The following is a 17332-nucleotide window of genomic DNA, read 5'->3' as shown; positions in this document are numbered from 1 at the left end:
CTATTTCAGGGTGTTGCTGATTGGTCGTGCGTGGAGCCGGAGCCGGCGTTCTCGCTTAGGGGTTGGTGTAGAACAGCGTTGAAGTCTTACAGGAAGAGCATTCTCGGTAGAAGAGGGCACCGTCCTTGCGAAGCCGTTCGGCGTGGCCTTCTCTTCCGCATCCCAGCTTTATGGGGGTGTTTCCTTCACACTTGGCACATTTGAAGTAGTAGCCAAACTTTCCATAGACGATGGTGACGTCCGTTGCCCCGCAGCCTCGGCATTGATGCGCGTACTCGACCTTGGGAATCTCCTTAACCGGTGCTGCCTGGGGTGCCGGTGGCGGAGCCTTGGGTTCCTTCGGGAAGCCGCCAAACTTTGCGTCAAAGTTGATCGTGATCGGGCGGTGCAGTGCGACAAGGTCACGCGCTACCTTCTCCATGGTTTCGGCCGAGACGGCGCGCGCGACGGTCCCAAACATATTGCCGGCGTCTATCGCCTTGTTAATTGAGTCAACCAAGTGGTCCGCCTTGATTACGCAGGACGAATCAAACTTCTTGGGCCGGTCGACACGCGCGGCGGAGGGCAGAAGGATGAACTGGAAGAATTGCGGGGTGATGGTAAAGCCCAGCCGGGTAGGAAGCGAAATATCCTTCAGCGCATCCTTCAGCACGGCGATATGGCGCTTGTTCTGCTCGATCGGGGAGGCCATCCCCTCGTAGGTCTTCTTGAAGTCATTCCAGCGCAGGAACTCACCGTCCTCCGTAATCTTGACGCCGGCGTGCATCCGTTTTGTTTCGAGGACAAAGCAATGGAGGAAGCGGTTAATGATCAGGTGGTCAATTTGCGCCGTCCAGCCGTTCGCCTCGATTCGAAGATCATGAATCACGCAAGCGTTTTTGGAATCCCTGAAAGCGAAATCGATAAGGTAGGCCGATTCCTTCTCCCCTTTGATTCCCGCTCGCACCTGACGCAATTCATCTTCAATTGCCGATCGCTGCTTGCCGGACGCTGCGGCAAGCAGCGACTCCAGCGTTTCAATGTCTTTGGTTCTGTCGTCTGCCGACTTGATAAGCACGGTGCATTCCTTTCCGATGGGCGATGGGTTACTTCCGGGCGGCGCCTTTTTTGAAGCTGAGACGGACAACGTTGCCGGAGCCTTCCCGGACATTCGAAACGATTCCCTGCACCGTCTCCCGTGGCTTGGGCCCGAGCACCGCGCACACGCACAGTAGCGCAATCAAGCCGAGCATCTGGTAAAGGGGAAGGAGGACGTAGCCGAATACGGCACGGTCAGGCGGCAAGCCTGCGAGCTGCCACTGAACGTAGAAGGAGTACACGCAAAGCGAGGCGATCCCGGCATGCATTACTGCTGAGCGGCGGGATGAACATGCACCACAGGCGCGGCCCGGGATCTTGTCAACCAGCGCGACCCAGCAGCTCTTGTTGCCCATGCAGCGCTTGATAACAATGTACATGGCAACGAACGGAAATGCCGACCACACGCCGAAGGGAATCAGCGCGGCCATTGCCAGGGCCGGATACTCGGAGCCGAGGGGAAAGGCTGTATGGATCATCGCCAGAACTGTCGCCAGAGCCGTAGTCGCGAGCACCAGTATTTCAATTGTCCGTTGCAGCTTCCGGTTATTCATGCCGGCTTTGAAGCGGGAAATCAGGTTGTGCATCGTTGCTTCTTTCATTGGGTTGTCATCGGGTTAAAACACGATTCCTGTTTCGCGCAGGAATCGTGAGCACTGGTTTCGGTCGATGCTGTATGTCATGTGCAGGTTCTCCCGCGCGCGCGTCATGCCAACGAACATCAGGCGGCGTTCTTCTGCGATAGCGTCGTACTGGTGATCCGTCGCCGTTTCAACGTTCATGGCCTTCTCAGACGGGATTACCTTTTCCTCGCAGCCCACGATAGCCACGTGGTTCCATTCGAGGCCCTTGCTGCCATGCAGGGTCAGCAGGACGACTCCGTTCGGATCTTCCTTGTCACCGGCCGACTCCGCCGCCGTCGTGAGATAGGAGATGCGGCGATGGAGCGGTCCCTTCAGGCGTTTCAGTGTGTCGACGGCGAGCTTGAGGTTGTTCACCGCCTTGTCGCTGTCCGCGTACTTCACCATCAGGTCGCGCGCGAGACACATGACGAGGTCGAGCTTTTCCGCATGGAGCGCCTTCTCCATGCCCTGCAGGGCAGATTGCAACTCCTCGATTGCAGACCGTACGTGATCTTCAACCTTGCTGAAATCCAGCGCAGTGTCCTTGATCTTGAGGAGTTCACCGTCGAACTTCTTTTTCAGCCCGCGGATCGCGTTGCTGGGAACACGGCACCATGACAGCACCTGGTCGAGGCTATTCTGATGCCCGGTCAGCGTCTTGATGAAGCCGAGGAAAACGACAATCTCTTTCTTGTCCCATAGCGAATCGCCGCTGGACCGGATGAACGGAATACCGTAGGTGAGGAGGGCGCTCTCGATCTTGTTTAACTGGAAATTACTGCGCGCAAGGACTGCCCACTCGCGCGGTGGTATCAGCATCTCACCGCCTTTCAATCCGTTCGCCTTGACCGAGCGGGCAATGATCGACGCGACGAAGCGGGCCTCGTCGTCTTTGTTCGCAAAGCGTTCGATGTTGACCTTCCCGCCGGAGCCTTTTGCCGCTTCGAAGCGCTTGGATACCCGCTCCGAGTTGTTGGAAATCACCATGTCCGAGCTGCGGACGATTTCGGCACGGCAGCGGTAGTTGGTGCCGAGCGTGATGATCTTGGCCTTCGTGTCGCGCACGAAGCGCATCATGCCCTGGTAGCCCAGCGCGTTGCGCCAGCCGTAGATGCTTTGATCGTCGTCCCCGACCACGGTGAACGCCGGCGTGCGGCTGTAGGGCGCTGCACTCAGTAAGCGGTAGTGTTCCAGCAGCCATGCGTACTGCACATTGTCCGTGTCCTGAAACTCGTCGGCAAAGACGTGGGTGACGTTCATCGGGGCGACCGTGCCGTCCCGCATGCCGCGTACGCACCGTATCAGGATCTCCTGGAAGTCGATGATCTTGTGTTCCTTGGCGAGCTGGTTATACGCGCGCAGGAGGTTACCGGGCAGGTCTTTGGTATCACGGTGCGCCAGCCGGCGTTTCACTGCTTCGAGGATGTAGATCGCATCATCCAGCGTGACCCGTTCGTTTTCCGGCAGACGGTCGAAGCCCATTTCCTCGCAGACCTGGTTGTACGCCATTTCATAGAAAAGGCGTTGCTCGGACTCGGTAATGATCCGGCCCATCTGTTTGGAGAGCTTGAGTTGCTGGATGGCGACGGAGTGAAACGTGCCGCATATGAGGCGCTCAGCCAGTGTCGCGCCGACCGTCTTGGTGATACGTGCTTTCAGCTCATCGGCGGCGTCGCGGGTAAAGGTGACGGCCAGAATCCGCGCATCTTTCACCCGGTTGAGAATCGCCGCCGCCTTGGCTTCGAGCAGCTTGGTCTTGCCTGCGCCAGGGCAGGCGACGACCAAGCAACTCTCGTCGATCGTGTTGCGGGCTCTCTCCTGGTCAGGATTGAGCGTTATTTCACGCAACAGCGACTTCCGCGGCGGCAGGTTCGACCTTCGCTTCCGCAGCGGCCGCCTTCTTCACCTTCGGCTCGGCAACCGGCTGGTCTGCGGTAGCAGCTTTCGCATCCTTCTCGGCGCCAGCGGCTTCCGCTGCCTTCTTCTCGTTCATGCGCTTACGCAGTCCGAGGAACATGTTGCGGCCCGAAGTGGCAATTGCGCGCATACGCTGCTTGACTTCACGCTCGTGCTTGGCGCGCTCCGAGTCGTCCATCAGGTCGTTGAGCCAGAGGGTCGCGACGGCGGACATATACTGGTCCGCGAGCATCAGCAGATCCATGTGGCGCTTACTGAACGGGGAGGTAATTGCAAATTCAACATGGCTCGGCGCATTCCATACCGGGGCGTCGAGGCCGGCATCGCTGATTTCCACGCCGGTCGCTGCCAGGCGGGCTTCCAGTTCGGCCTTGATTTTTTCCATCTGCTTGCGCAGGTGGTCTTCCGGCTCCTTGACTGCCTCTTCGCCCAGCAGGACGCGGCCGAACACCGAAATGAAATGGAAATTGCGTGCGGTGATGTAGAAGGTGCGCTTGTACAGGCCTTGCACGAGCGGCGATCCGATCTGCTGCGGCTTCTTGGCCACAGCGCCGGTGAATTTATCCAGCCACGACGCCTTCGCCTCGAGCAGCGCGTTGTCGCCAATCGGCGGCATATTGGTTTTCATGTCCACAGGTAAGCTCCTTAACCGTTTTTGGTATTGATCCCAGTTCCCCAAAAGAGGGACTCCACTTGCATGGCGATAATGCCACCAAGCTGTCAACAGAAACTTTTGAAATCCCCACCCTTTTGGGCAACTCTCAGGATTTGCTTGCGGCGTCGTTGACACGGGAAACCGGGTGGGGGTAGCATTCAATTGCCCAAAAAGCAGTTCGGGCCGCAAGCTAGGCGTTACAAGCATGAGCAAAGTCCCCCTGGGCACCGCAATACCGCAGACTGACTTATTACGGAGTGCCATTAGGCCTCCCCATCGACCCTGGCACCCTGCCGGTGTCGGCCTGCGCGTTTCTATTCAAACCCCTCACGAGTAGCAGTGTTTCGGCACGACTAAGCCTTATTTCCATTGCGGCGGCGTATTACCGCCTCAACGGAAATTAAGGTTTCTTTGTGCTTTGCACGACCGCTCATCGTGAGCGTGCTGGATCTATGTATCCAGAGAAAATTGAGATGGACCATCGCGGCCACCCATCTCTTTCAACTTCCCAGTGGGAGACTTCATGCTCTCCCTCCTGGGATGGTCATGGTGTCTTCTGATCTGGGGTGTTACCCCAGATCACAGCAATCGCGAAGCTGTGGTTCGGGTTTTCCCGGCCGTTTGCATCGCAGCGAAAGCTGCTTCCGTCCATGGAAGGAAACATCATGAAGATCTCTTACGCAGTTGCAGCTGTTATCGCAATTCTTGTCGGCTTTTCTGTCGTGTCTCGTGCAACTGACAAAGCGGATCCGTCCTCTACTGTCAGCAAAATCGAGAGCCTGCAGACCCGCCATCTGAATGCCATTAACGCAGCCGCAGCTCAGTAACATCTCGGACTCCACCAGGCCCTTAGGGGTCTGGTGCGTTCGCCAAATACCTTCAAATTCAAGTACAGCGAGCACTCATTCGATTGATCCCAACGGGGATTAACGGAATGAGGAGTTTTTCCAGGTGTGGTTCGCTGATTCCCTACCTACCCCGACCTATGCGTCGGGTTTCAAAACCAGCATTTCGCGAAATGTAGTTTCTTCAACCCCTGACGGGAGTTCGTTCAGACCTCCCTCCAAAAGGGGTCTGTGCGCCCGTCACCTCTATCGATAGGTGCACTATGAAGACTGAATCAATCCCTCGCGTCCATCGCGGGCGGGTACGGCATCGTCCCCAGTGGGACAGTGTCATTGCTCAGGAACGCCATGCGCGTTTCGCGGCTGCCGCCAACGTTTGTCCGAGCGTCTTTGTTCATCCGCTCCTTCAGGCCTCCGTCTACATGTCGGAGGAAGCGAAGGAGAAGGGTCTCAAGGACAACCCGATTGAAAAGAGGCGAGAAATCGTCATCCCCGGAACTGCCATCAAACTGGTGTTCTGGCAAACAAAAGGGGGCAATACCCTCGTGTTGAAACAGGATAACGGCGCCAAGCCGGGAGCCTGGGTCTTCGCGACGCGGTATCCCGGAAAGCTGTCGTTTGAAGCGCTCGTCGACAAGTACGAACGCCTCGCCGAAAGCTATGCCGATCGCCTGGCTGCAATCAGCACCGACGACGTTGCGCAAGCAGCGTAAAGGAGAGTGAAATGAAAAACTTTCGCCTCCCCGAAGGGTTTGTTCCGCCAGTCTTTCATCCGGTCGCTTTTTTGCCGGGCATGGAAGATCCCGATGTTGTGGAGTTCGAACGCATGGAGTTTCTCCGTGCCGCCGTTCGCCGCTTCAGACGCGAGCTTCGCGTCACAATCCAGAAGCCGCAAAAGGTCAAGCCGCGTGACGAACTGACGATGGAATTCGATTTCCATTTCAGTGCCGACTTCGCCCAGCTTGGTCTGGATATCGATGATCTCCCGGATGTTACGGGTGGCATCGCGTCCAATGGCCACAGTGGTATGTCCGTCGACCTGGAAAGGCCCGACGTGCATATCCGCAAGCCCGTTGTCCATGCCGAGGAGCCCGTCGTTACGACGGAACGCCGAGGCCGTGGGCGCCGCAGGACCAATCCGATCTTCAAGGATCAGGTTGTGTACTGGTCAGAGGCTGACAAGATGATCATGCGGCATGAGCTGCTTGAGGTGTCTTTGAAGTGTCTGGCTGGCTCTGGTAACGCGGAAGAGAAAGCTGATGTGCTGGTGTGGCTGTTCTGCCCGAACGAAGACGAGGTCGTCAATGACTTCTCCTTCGAACAGGTGTGCGCTCATCTGAACATGGATGCTGACTTGATCCGTTTGAGGCTGGTGAAGGAGTTCCGCAAGTTCATTCCCGGGGAAGAGATCATCTTCACGTTTGAGAAGTGGTACGACCACACTTTCAAGAACGGTAAGACGACTCAGATCCTGGTGCCGGTGAAGTACTCGCTGGACCTGACGGACACCAAGCCGTTGGTTGAACTGGAAACTCTAACTCCAGACGATGCACCGATTCACCCTGCGTGCTTTGACGAGCCGCTGGTCGATCGCTAACTTTTTAATTTCAAACCCTGGCGGGATGTACTGTGATCCCGAAAGGGTCATGGTGCTTCCGCCTACTCTTTTGCGCACTGCGCAGAAAGGCAATCACCATGGAAAAGCTGATCTTTACTTTGCTGGGCGTCGTCAAGACCATGATGCTGCAGCTCCTCAACGCTGTTAGCTCGGGCAACATTGACGCCGATGCTTTCGCAAAGAAGTTCGACGAGGTCACACTGAAAAGCGGTCTCCTCGATCTGCTTCCGAAGACCAAGGCAGCGGCTGTGCAAACGGCTGCTGAACGTCGTGCGGAGTTGATCGCGAAGTTCCAGCAAAAGGAGAAAGCCTTCAATGCCGACGTTCTCGGCATCAAGGGCACCAATCTCACGATGCCGGGCTACGAAGCGCCGAACGTGTTCGTCCCGAAAGTTGGCGACGACTATGTTCTGCGCATGGAGTTGATGCGCGTTGCAGTGGGCTGGGTCAAAGAGACGAAAATGCAGGAGTGTCTGCACTTGTTCGGGCCGACCGGCTCGGGCAAGACGACCTTCATGCTGCGCATTGCCGAACTGCTCAATATCCCTGTGCTCACGTACACGTGCCACGAGGGTACTGAGTTGTCCGATCTGATGGGCCACTTTGTGGTCAATGAGAACGGCGGCATGGTCTGGAAGGATGGTCCGCTCACGCTGGCTGCCGAAGCTGGCTGGTGGGTCATCATCAATGAGGTCGACTACGCCAACCCGGCGGTCGCGGCTGGTTTGAACGACATCATGGAGGGGCGTGGTTTCTACATCCCCGAAACGAACGAGTTCATCCAGTTCAGTCCGAAAACCCGAATCATCGTCACCTCCAACACGGCAGGCCTTGGCGATCAGACGGGCGGCTCCTACGCCGGCACGCAAACGCAGAACCTTGCCTTTCTCGATCGTTTCATGTCCGTCGAATGCACGTACATGGATGCGAAAGATGAGGCAAAGCTGATTGCCGCCGACCTTGGACCGATCGGAAACCTCATGCCGGAACTGCCAGCGAAGATGGTCTCCGTCGCCAACAAGATTCGTGCCCAGTTCATGGGCATGAACGGAGCCGCGAACGCCATCGAAATCACGATGTCGACGCGTGCACTTCGTCGTTGGGCTCGTCTCACCTTGCAGTACAAGGATTGGGCGAATACCGGCCTCGATCCCGTTCAGCACGCGCTGAATCTGGCTCTCATCAACAAAGCCTCTGCACCGACACGGCACGCAATTGCCGCAATCGTGCAGGCCGAAATCGGGTCGTGGACAAAACTCATGTCCGCTCAACCCGCCCAGGCAACTGGCACCTAAATGAAACACACCTGGCGCTTCGGCGCCGGGTGTTTTTCAGGAGATCAATATGCAAACAATCGTTTGTGCAGTATTTCAACGTCTGTTCGATGACGGCCGTGTGCGCAGCTTGTGGGCGATTGGGCTGGATCAGATCGGTCGTGTAGTCACGTTCACACGTGTCAACGGCGACAAGATGGTCAAGACCGAAAGCGACGCAAGTGCGTATGACACGCTGCTACAGGAGAAGGCCGATCTTGGCTTTCAGCCTGCAGGAATGTACGAAGTAAGCAACGCCGTTCTTGGCAACAGGATCGGTGACGTTGAACCGGAGATTCTCGCGAAATACACCCCTCGAAAATTGGAAGTCTCGACGCCCAATCTGTATTTTAGGGGTGATGGCTTGAAGCCCGAGTGGACAAAGAAAGCAGCAGAGGTTGCAAGCAAGATGTTTGAGTCGTGCGCAGTCGGACCACGCTCGATTGCTTTTGGTGATGTCAAGATCACCGAAGCGGAAGGTCAATCCCAAGGGGTGATCTACGAATCAGCTGGACTGGAAGCGACACTGACCATGTTGGCGATTGCCAAGCATGTCGAAGGGTTCTCCCTTGCGGACTTCGATGGCAATGAGGTGAAACCGACCGACCTTCAGGTTGGCTCGAAACATCTCTCCATGCCTGGGGTAACTCAGGATGTGGTCAACGACCTGGCAGAGCGGCTTGGCATTCAGCGAAACATCCAGAAGCTGCTGAGTTCGGTTGGTGGCGGGATACCAGTTTTCTCCCTCTAACAACCTTTGGAAACCGCCGTCAGGCCGGTTTTCCTGCATGACTGTTAAACGGTGATGAAGGAAAGGCGGCATTTTTGTGGTCTGTCCTATGTGGCAGGCTCAAAACGGTAGTTGAGATAACCGAGGACTTCAGGTCCTAGACTCAACATGTCGCAAGGTTCAAGGCTACAGGCCTTGTTTTCATCAAGTAATCTGGAGGTAGAAATGGGCTATTCAATTGCGGTAATCGCTACACTGCTAGGGTATTTCGTTGTTGTAGCAGTTACGGGGCATAAGGACGAAATCCTTACCTTCCTGAAGGGAATGAGAGGTTTGTTCATGAGCCTCGTGCGACTCTTTGCATGGCCGTTCCGTAAAGGGATGGAGATGTACAAGAAGCGCAACCAGCCGCAGATGGCGTCACAGGTCGTTGCTGCCCCGGCAGCGTCGACAGGGACACCGAAGCGTGTGATCACGAAGCAGATCACGGATGCAGCGCAAGTCAAGTACCTGATATTTGGCGAAGCGGTTGTGCCCGAGATACATGTCTCGTGTGAGCATTTGAAAGCCAAGCTTGGCGGTGAGACGCTTCAACTGGAAGCGATCTCTCTACCGAAGTTTGACCTCAATGCACTCAATAGCATCTTGGTGGACAGCGCGAATCAGGTAATGAATCTGCTGGAATCTCTGGCACCTCCTGCACCGAAGAGCGCAACCCCGGAAGCATCACGACGTCGTGATCGGAAGAATGGCAAGCAGAAGCGCGATGACAATCGCACTTCTCCGGCCGCGAACCCCGAATCGCAAACGACGCCTGATTCTTCACCCAAGGCAGCTGCAGCGGAAAACCGTCCTAACAGCGGCGGCAAGGACACCAATCCGGTGGTAACGGGCAGAGTCTATGGCTTCGGCGTAGACAAGCGCACGTTGCATAATCCGGACGGACCTAGCCAGATCGACAGCTTCTACGTCGATTTGAAGCTCAAGGATGGGCAGATCGCGCGGCAGTGGGGCGTCGATCTGGAGCGGGCGCTGCGTCAAGCGCAAGCTGACGTAGGTGACGCTGTCTCCCTCGCCAAGACCGGCAAGGTGGGCAAGAAGAACACGTTCCGCATCGAAGTGCTTCACAAGGCAGCTGCATAAACTCAATCCGCTCTCTCGCAAGAGGGCTCTCTCAAAGTAAAGGAATGAATCATGGCTTCAGTAAACAAGTGCATCATCGTGGGCAACCTCGGCCGCGATCCTGAGACCCGCTACATGCCGAATGGCGACGCAGTGACCAACATTGCGGTAGCGACGACGGAAAGCTGGAAAGACAAGAACACCGGCGAGAAGAAGGAATTGACGGAGTGGCACCGCATCACGTTCTACCGCAAGCTTGCGGAGATCGCGGGTCAATACCTGAAGAAGGGCTCGCAAGTGTACGTCGAAGGCCGTCTGCAGACACGCAAGTGGACTGACAAGGACGGTGTCGAGCGCTACACCACGGAGATCATTGCGGATACGATGCAGATGCTCGGCTCGCGCAGTGGTGGTGGTAACGGCGGTGCTTCCGACGACGACTACGGCCAGGGAAATTCCCGTCCGGCTCCGCGGCAGCACAGCGGAGGTAACAGCGGCAATGCCGGTGCTGCTCGTCCCGCGCCAGAGTATGGGCCCGGTTCGTACGACGACGATATTCCGTTCGCGAACTGGTATGCGCGCAGTGCGTGGTCGGCAATCTGATGTAGTTTGAGTGGCGCAAGCCACTCTTGTTTTACTTCACTCTTTATCAAACCCCGAGCGGGACATGCTATGCCCCGCTGTGGGCATGGTGTTTCCGCTCTTTCTTTTGCGCTCGCGCGCGGAAAGGCAACATCATGCGTAATCAAGCTACCAACACCGTTCGTGTCACCTCTGCTGCTCAGGCTGCAGAACTCGTCAAAGAGGCTCAGGTTGTCGCCGGTACGTCTTCCCGTCAGTTTGTTCTGATGGATGGGCAGATCAGCGACTTCAACGTAGCGTTTGACGGTTACGGTCTCACGATCGGCGGTACCCTCGTCGACAGCGAAATCGACGAAGCGGCCCGCGCCGGCAAGCTCTTCACCCGCGTCCTGAACTGACCTGGGGGAAGATCATGTCAGTGCCACAGATGGTTGAGGTGCAATCCTCCACGATCCGTGCCTTCGGTTACGACGCGACGACTTCGGAGCTGCTTGTCAGCTTCAAGTCCGGCAAGACATACGCGTACGCGAATGTTCCTGCCGCTGTCGTGTCGGAACTGGAGAGTGCCGACTCCAAGGGCTCCTACTTCGGTCACAACATCCGGGACACGTTCCAATACCGGCTGTTGGACGATGTGGAGGTAGAAGAGAAGATGGAAGCCAAGACCCGTCCCACGCCGCTGCGTGACCTCATTGCAGCGATTGAAGGCGGTATCCCGGTATTTCATCTCTGAACAAGGCTGTCTGGACGAGAATCCAGACAGCTTTCTCATGCCCACCGGGGTATGAGAAAGCGGATTTTTCGTCACCGCTCTGTCGGTGAACAAAACAGGTTGCTGGAATGCCTGAAGCTTCGCGCTTGAATCCAGCTTTTCGCAACGGCCGTATGGCCATTCAATCAACCACGATGGTTACAACACCATCACCCGCCGGGGTATGTGCACACCTACCCCTCGGGGGTGGTGTACGCGTTTTCGGCGGCTTCTTCTCTTGAAAGGGGAATAAGCATGCAGAACCAACAAACCGTCGCCGTCGCTGTCAACGAACGCAACCTGCTGAACAACGCACTGCGCAATGCCTACTCGAACCACTACACTGTGGTCACCGAGTTGATGCAAAACGCACGGCGTGCAGGTTCGCCTGAGGTACGCGTTCAGTACGACCAACTGCACAAGCGCCTGGTCGTCGAAGACGACGGCTCGGGCATCACCGATTTCCAGAACTTGCTCACCGTGGCCGAAAGCGGCTGGGGTGAAGAGATCAAGGAATCGGAGACGCCGTTCGGTGTCGGCTTTCTCGCCTGCCTCTACGTCTCCACCCACGTGAAGATTGAGAGTAACGGCAAGACGCTGGCTTTTGACACCAGCGATGCGCTGAACTTCAAGACCCTTGCGGTCGAGGAGGGCGGCTCCATCCAGTCGGGAACACGCGTCACGCTGGAGGGCATCGTGCTGGACGACATTGCCCATCGCATCAAGCAGCTGGTCACCGGTTTTCCGGTGCCCGTGTCGTTCAATGGCGTACACCTGGACAGGCCGCATTCGCCTGATCGCCTGGCGCTTGTAGATCTGCCCATCGGACAGGTCTATATCCACGGTGTTGACACTGGCAGCTTTGCGGCAAGAACCGTCTGCTACCTGCAGGGGTTCCGTATCCTCGATACGGATCGCCGCTCGCACTACAGCTACGTCGACCACGACAAGATCAACGTCGTGCATCTGGACTCCACGAAGTTTCGTGCACGGATGCCCGATCGCGATGTGCTGATCGATGCAGAGAAGCAGGCTGGCGTCATTCACGAGGCAATTGCCGAGTACTGGCGCGAGCGTCTTGTCGAGTTCAAAGCCAGCCTGTCAGGGCCGGTTTTCCTCAACACCTATTTCGGCGCCTTGGCGCAGTTCGGGTGCGTGGAACTGGCAAACGACGTGGGCTTTCTGCCGCGGGCCGTCCTCGAGACCATCGAGGAATACCCGTATCAGGAGGGCTATGGCGGCGCTGACTACCTGGCGGACGTCAAGCGGGACATCTCCCGCGCCGAAGTGGAAAAGGGTGAAGTCGTGATTGTCCAGATGGAAGATTCCATCAACGACGAGAACGCAACGGCTTACATGTTCGCATGGAAAGCCGGCTACATCCTGATCAACTCGACGCAGCTTGACGAAGGCCATTGGGTCCAAGGTTGGGTGCGTAACCTCGATGCGGCTGATATCGCAATCGAGGTTGAAGGCATCAAGGACACGCTCGCCTTCGAAGGCTGGATCTGGACGCGCGTTGCGATGTGTGACAGTTACACCCTCACATGGCAAGGTCGTTCGATTACGTATGAGGAAGATGCCGTCTATGACGGTGATCGAATCATTTACCCGTTGAAGGAAGCTTCGGCGGCCGTAATCAACCAGGCCAGCAGCTACATCGATGGCGACGATCGCTACCATGAGGACGATCACGACTCCGACTGGAAGCTGTTCGAACGCATGATCGCAAACTACCGATCGACGGACGAAGCGCAGTTGATGCGCAACGTGCTGTCGCGCTGCGACACGCCTTTGTCGGACCTGCCGGCCCTGCGTGGCAAGAGCTTCATTGTTCATGTCCAGCAGGACGGCACGGCAGTGGAATGCCTCAGCGATCCTTCTCCAACGATTCAGGCTGTGCAAAGTGATGTGACGCGCTATGTCCAAGGCTACCTTGCCGAGGAACAGAAACGCGGCAACGTGACTTTGCCTGCCGAGATCGACACGCTTATCGCCAACGCCATCAGCGCTTTTGCTGGCGGCGCGCGGTAACTTCAAACGACAGGGCGCGGAAACGCGTTCCTGTCGGTTTTTCGCGGGCTATGGTTATCCATGGCCTGCCTTGTTCCCAGGCGTGCGTGGGAAGAAGACAGGCCGAATTTTCCTGAGACTCCTATGCGGGTTTCAAGAACGCCGCCCTCGCGACGGCATCTCGCAAGCAGTTCTCTTTTCAATCCACCCATCTCGCCATCGCCTGTCCCTGCTCGAAAAACGGTATCCGTTTTTTGAAAAGGAAAAGGTCGATTGCAAAAATGGTTTTCTTCAATTCGGGCGCAAGCCCTTTCTTTTCAATATGGAGGTGAACGTGCAACAGTCATTGTTGTTCTTCAGTCCCGAGGAAATCACTCAAGCGCCGGCAGTCGAGGCGTTTGATGAAAAACTCGCCAATGCAATCGCAGCTGTAGCAGCCATCATGCTGAACAACCATGTTCCGGTCCTCGGCTGGTCAGGAGGAAAGGACAGTTCAGCCTGCGTGGTGCTTGTTTTCCTGGCTGCGCTGCAGTTGCTCAAACAGGGAGTCACCCCGCCTCATATCGTCGTGCTGAACGCCGATACCAAGGTCGACAACCCAGAAGTTGATATGCACATTCGGGGGGAGCTGGCAAAGATGGTCGCCTTCGCTGAGAAGCATGGGCTAAAGATCATCGTGCGCCGTAGTCGTCCTGCTCTCAACGATGAGTGGGCCGTCAAGATCCTCTCCGGGCGTAGTCTGCCTGGTTATCCCGATACACAAAGGGATTGTCAGGAGGGGTTGAAAGGCACGCCGATGGGGCGTCTGCGCAAGGAAGTGTTTCAGTCGCTGCAAGAGTTCGGCTATCAAAAGCCGGTCTCGATCAGCGGTACCCGCTTTGACGAATCTGTCGTCAGGGCGCGAAACATGAAAAAGCGCAATGAGTCGGACACCGAGGTGGTGGCCAACGTCAAGACGGGGGATTTGTTCCTGTCGCCGATCGCCAAATGGCGTGAAGCGGATGTGTGGGAACTGCTCAACCGTTGCGTCTCCGGTGATATCGATATGTACTCGGACTTCGAGGATCTCTATCGTATATACGGCGACGCCGGCGGGGGCGGGTGTACTTACCAGGCCGAGCGTTCCATCATGGCCAAACCATGCGGCGCCCGTACGGGCTGCTGGTCATGCACACCCATCGGCCGCGACAAGTCGCTGGAAAACATGATCGAAGGTGACGAAAGATATGCGTATATGCGCGGACTCAATCGCCTCCAACGATACCTGCTGGCGATCCAGTACGACTTCAGCAAGCGCAACTGGATACATCGGACGATCCGCCACGGCTACATCGCCTTCTGGCCGGACACGTTCAGTTCCCAGACGCTTTCTGATCTTTTGGCCATGTGCCTGACCCTTGATGTTGAGGAAGCGGAAGCTGCCCAACGCCTCGGAATCAGGCGCCGTTTTCAGATCATCAGTGCTCAAGCGCTTTTTGCAATTGACGCTTACTGGTCTGTCAACGGGCTGCAAAAGCCGTTCCACGCGTTGCACCTCTACCGTGAGGTGTACCTGCGCGGAAAGCGATTCCCTGTACCTGAAGTGCCGACCGCTCCGAAGGTGAAGATGCCAGAAATGCGCTTCATCCATGTAGGTGCGGATTGGGACGAGGGCGAGGAACGCTTGGTGACCGGGCTTCGGGATGTATTTGCCGAAGCGATGACGGAGTTTTCCGGCAGCGGTTGCCTGGGCACGCGCACGCTGAAAGGCGATGGCTTGAAGATCATGGACATTCAGACTGCACCGATGTTCACGATCGACATGGAGGCTGTCGAGTACCTGATGGAGTTCGAGCTGGACTATCTGCTCGAAAAGCACCATGACCAGCGAGTCGAACCAAGCACCTACGGCTTCATGTATTACGTGGGGCAGGAACTGGTGAAGATTCACAAGGGCGACGAGAGGTTCTTCGACACGCGTTTGCGTCGGGCGAACTTCCGGTTGCGCAAAGGACTGGCCGGTAACTACGACCATGACTATGCGTACAGCTTAAGTGTGTCAGCAGCCGAGGTACCAAAGGAAACTTTGGAACTGATCGAAGAGGATTTGGGTAAGCAGATCCGTCAAGGCGGATTTGAACTCGAATTTGCTTAATCAATCATGGACGGGGCGCTCGCGCCTTGTCCGTCTCTTTTCACAGGGAGTGAAAAATGCAAACTGCAGCGCTATATTCGATCGGCCAGAACAAAGGCCAACCTCGTGTTTGGATGCAAGGCAATCGCCCGAAAAAGGCGGGTTTCGAGCCGGGTGTTCAGTACGAGATCGATGTGCAGGTAACAAAGAACATGATCGTCCTATCGGTTTCCGACAAGGGCTCCCATGTTGTGTCAAAGAAGCCGAAGAAGAATGGCGAGTTTGATCCGGTGATTGATTTGAACAGCGAGAAAGTCCTGGGCATGTTCAAGGACATGAAAGTTGTTCGTGCAATCATGACGCCGAAGAAGATCTACATTCTCCCGCCTGCGTCTGAAATCCGGAAGAAGGATCGGCTGGACCGGTTGAAGTCCAAACTGGAAAAGTCGGAAGCACTCACCGAGCTGTCGTTTAGCCACGGTGCGGGTGTTCTCTCCGATACCTTCAAGGAGGGAATGGACGAAGCGGGGGTTCCGGTGAAGTTAGCCGGCGCCAACGACATCTCCGGCGATATGCTCGAGCAAGCCGAGAACGTCAACCTCGCATTTGATCCGGAGACGAAAGTCCTCCAGATGCCACTGCAGGAATTGGCGTTCGACGAGTATGTGATGAGCAAGCTGGGGACCTGTGACGTAATCACCGCGGGCTTGCCTTGCTCTGGGGCAAGTGTTGCCGGACGCGCGAAGCGGAAGTTGAGCCATCCTGAGGACCATCCTCTGGTCGGCCATCTCGTTGCGTCCTTCGTCGCGGTTGTTGCAAAGCTCAATCCTTCTATAGTGCTGTTCGAGAACGTCGTTCCGTATGCCTCAAGCGCCAGCATGAGCATCATGCGCAATCATTTCCGTGATCATGGCTACATCTGCCACGAGATGATTGTCGACTCCTCGGAGTACGGGGTCTTTGAGAAGCGGAAGCGCCTGGCGACAGTCTTCGTTACGGAAGGCCTCCATTTCGATCCGGCGGACATCGAGATTCCCGAATGGGAACCGACAACGTTGGGGCAGATCATGGAGGACATGTCCGACGACGATCCGCGCTGGAGTTCTATGCCCGGACTCAGGGCAAAAGAGCTTCGAGACAAGGCTGCGGGGAAGGGTTTTTCCATGCAGATCTACGACGTGGATGCGCAGTCCTGCGGGACCTTGACTAAAGATCTCGCCAAGAACCGATCGACTGATCCGAAGTGGCGCAATCCCCGTACGGGTTTGCTCCGCGTTCCCACTACCATCGAGCATGCTCGTGCGAAGGGAATTGACGAACGGTTCGTTGAAGGGCTTTCCCAAACCTTTGGGCACCAGTGCCTGGGACAAAGCATCACCCCGGCGCCGTTCAAGGCAATCTCAAAGGCCATCGCCAAGATGTGCCGGCGGTTCCTCGAAGTCGGCTTGATCGCGCCCCCGCGCGTTCTGGACGAGGAAGGGGAAGAGGAGGTGCAGCACGACCTTCTTGCCGCTGTAGGCTAAGCAATCAACCCGAAGTCTGGGTTGCAGACCGCGCGCAGGGGGAAACGGTATATCCGTTTCTCCCTGTTGCCGGGCTGATTGACGCCGGTTTTTGGCCGACATACAATGGCTGAGTCCGATGGGACCGCCAGCGCGGCGAGAAGCGCATGACCAAGATCCCCGTAGTACCCATCAAATTGCCGCCGTCACAGGACGCGCCGGCGTTTCGCTGTTCCCGCTCAATTACCCAAGTCGCGGCTCTACGCCCGCAGCTTTGCTCCATTTCGTCGCCCCAAGGCGGCTATCCCATGCGCAGCCGTATCGGATAGCCAAGGATCTTCTGTGCCTCGTGCACGACGCTCGTTGAGAGCGCCACCCTCGCGGTGGGGACGCACTGTTACCAGTGCATTTCGCAATCTTCGTTTAATACCGCGCAAGCGGCCCTGATCCTGGGCAGTGGATACTTCAAGA

The 17332-nt window shown here is 56.6% G+C and carries 16 protein-coding genes; 12 read left to right on the top strand and 4 right to left on the bottom strand.

What is annotated here, in order from left to right; all coding sequences use genetic code 11:
- Positions 1–55: 55 nt before the first annotated feature.
- From AC3WOY_RS27200 to AC3WOY_RS27185, 4 genes are read right to left on the bottom strand one after another with little or no spacing between them, the layout of a single operon-like run.
- Positions 56–1057 carry a nuclease-related domain-containing protein gene (locus AC3WOY_RS27200; protein WP_492429604.1) on the bottom strand — a complete coding sequence of 334 codons (1002 nt, stop codon included), beginning with the start codon at positions 1055–1057 and terminating at the stop codon, positions 56–58.
- 28 nt (positions 1058–1085) lie between these two features.
- Positions 1086–1664 (bottom strand): hypothetical protein, encoded by a 579-nt coding sequence (locus AC3WOY_RS27195; protein WP_492429603.1) that lies wholly within the window; start codon positions 1662–1664, stop codon positions 1086–1088.
- Positions 1665–1694: 30 nt separating this feature from the next.
- A complete protein-coding gene (locus tag AC3WOY_RS27190; RefSeq protein WP_492429602.1) occupies positions 1695–3548 on the bottom strand; it encodes an ATP-dependent helicase in 1854 nt (617 codons plus the stop codon).
- Entirely contained in the window at positions 3541–4245 is a 705-nt protein-coding gene (locus tag AC3WOY_RS27185) for a hypothetical protein (protein WP_492429601.1), read from the bottom strand. Before AC3WOY_RS27185 ends, AC3WOY_RS27190 begins: the two co-directional genes overlap by 8 nt.
- A 692-nt stretch (positions 4246–4937) precedes the next feature.
- On the opposite strand from AC3WOY_RS27185, the gene AC3WOY_RS27180 reads away from it, so the two are divergent.
- From AC3WOY_RS27180 to AC3WOY_RS27125, 12 genes are all read left to right on the top strand, one after another.
- Entirely contained in the window at positions 4938–5099 is a 162-nt protein-coding gene (locus tag AC3WOY_RS27180) for a hypothetical protein (protein ID WP_492429600.1), read from the top strand.
- A gap of 281 nt (positions 5100–5380) precedes the next feature.
- Positions 5381–5830 carry a hypothetical protein gene (locus tag AC3WOY_RS27175; RefSeq protein ID WP_492429599.1) on the top strand — a complete coding sequence of 150 codons (450 nt, stop codon included), beginning with the start codon at positions 5381–5383 and terminating at the stop codon, positions 5828–5830.
- 11 nt (positions 5831–5841) lie between these two features.
- Positions 5842–6714, top strand: a complete 873-nt coding sequence (locus tag AC3WOY_RS27170; RefSeq protein ID WP_492429598.1) for a hypothetical protein — start codon at positions 5842–5844, stop codon at positions 6712–6714.
- Between the two features lie 98 nt (positions 6715–6812).
- The gene (locus AC3WOY_RS27165; RefSeq protein WP_492429597.1) at positions 6813–8030 is read left to right on the top strand and encodes an AAA family ATPase; all 1218 of its coding nucleotides are present in this window, start codon (positions 6813–6815) and stop codon (positions 8028–8030) included.
- 49 nt (positions 8031–8079) lie between these two features.
- On the top strand, positions 8080–8799 hold the full coding sequence (locus tag AC3WOY_RS27160; protein WP_492429596.1) for a hypothetical protein: 720 nt from the start codon (positions 8080–8082) through the stop codon (positions 8797–8799).
- A 204-nt stretch (positions 8800–9003) separates the two neighbouring features.
- Complete coding sequence (locus tag AC3WOY_RS27155) at positions 9004–9921, top strand: hypothetical protein (RefSeq protein WP_492429595.1); 918 nt, start codon at positions 9004–9006, stop codon at positions 9919–9921.
- A gap of 51 nt (positions 9922–9972) precedes the next feature.
- A complete protein-coding gene (gene ssb, locus AC3WOY_RS27150) occupies positions 9973–10503 on the top strand; it encodes a single-stranded DNA-binding protein (RefSeq protein WP_492429594.1) in 531 nt (176 codons plus the stop codon).
- Between the two features lie 134 nt (positions 10504–10637).
- Entirely contained in the window at positions 10638–10880 is a 243-nt protein-coding gene (locus AC3WOY_RS27145; RefSeq protein ID WP_492429593.1) for a hypothetical protein, read from the top strand.
- Between the two features lie 14 nt (positions 10881–10894).
- A complete protein-coding gene (locus tag AC3WOY_RS27140; RefSeq protein ID WP_492429592.1) occupies positions 10895–11215 on the top strand; it encodes a KTSC domain-containing protein in 321 nt (106 codons plus the stop codon).
- A gap of 273 nt (positions 11216–11488) precedes the next feature.
- On the top strand, positions 11489–13267 hold the full coding sequence (locus AC3WOY_RS27135) for an ATP-binding protein (protein WP_492429591.1): 1779 nt from the start codon (positions 11489–11491) through the stop codon (positions 13265–13267).
- Positions 13248–15380, top strand: a complete 2133-nt coding sequence (locus AC3WOY_RS27130; protein ID WP_492429590.1) for an adenine nucleotide alpha hydrolase family protein — start codon at positions 13248–13250, stop codon at positions 15378–15380. Before AC3WOY_RS27135 ends, AC3WOY_RS27130 begins: the two co-directional genes overlap by 20 nt.
- A 56-nt stretch (positions 15381–15436) precedes the next feature.
- Positions 15437–16882: a DNA cytosine methyltransferase gene (locus tag AC3WOY_RS27125; protein ID WP_492429589.1), complete on the top strand. Its 1446-nt coding sequence runs from the start codon at positions 15437–15439 to the stop codon at positions 16880–16882.
- Positions 16883–17332 lie beyond the last annotated feature (450 nt).

This window comes from Noviherbaspirillum sp. FW303-A3 (assembly GCF_058788695.1).
The sequence above is the reverse complement of the archived record's forward strand: the minus strand, read 5'-3'. Positions and strand labels throughout refer to the sequence as shown.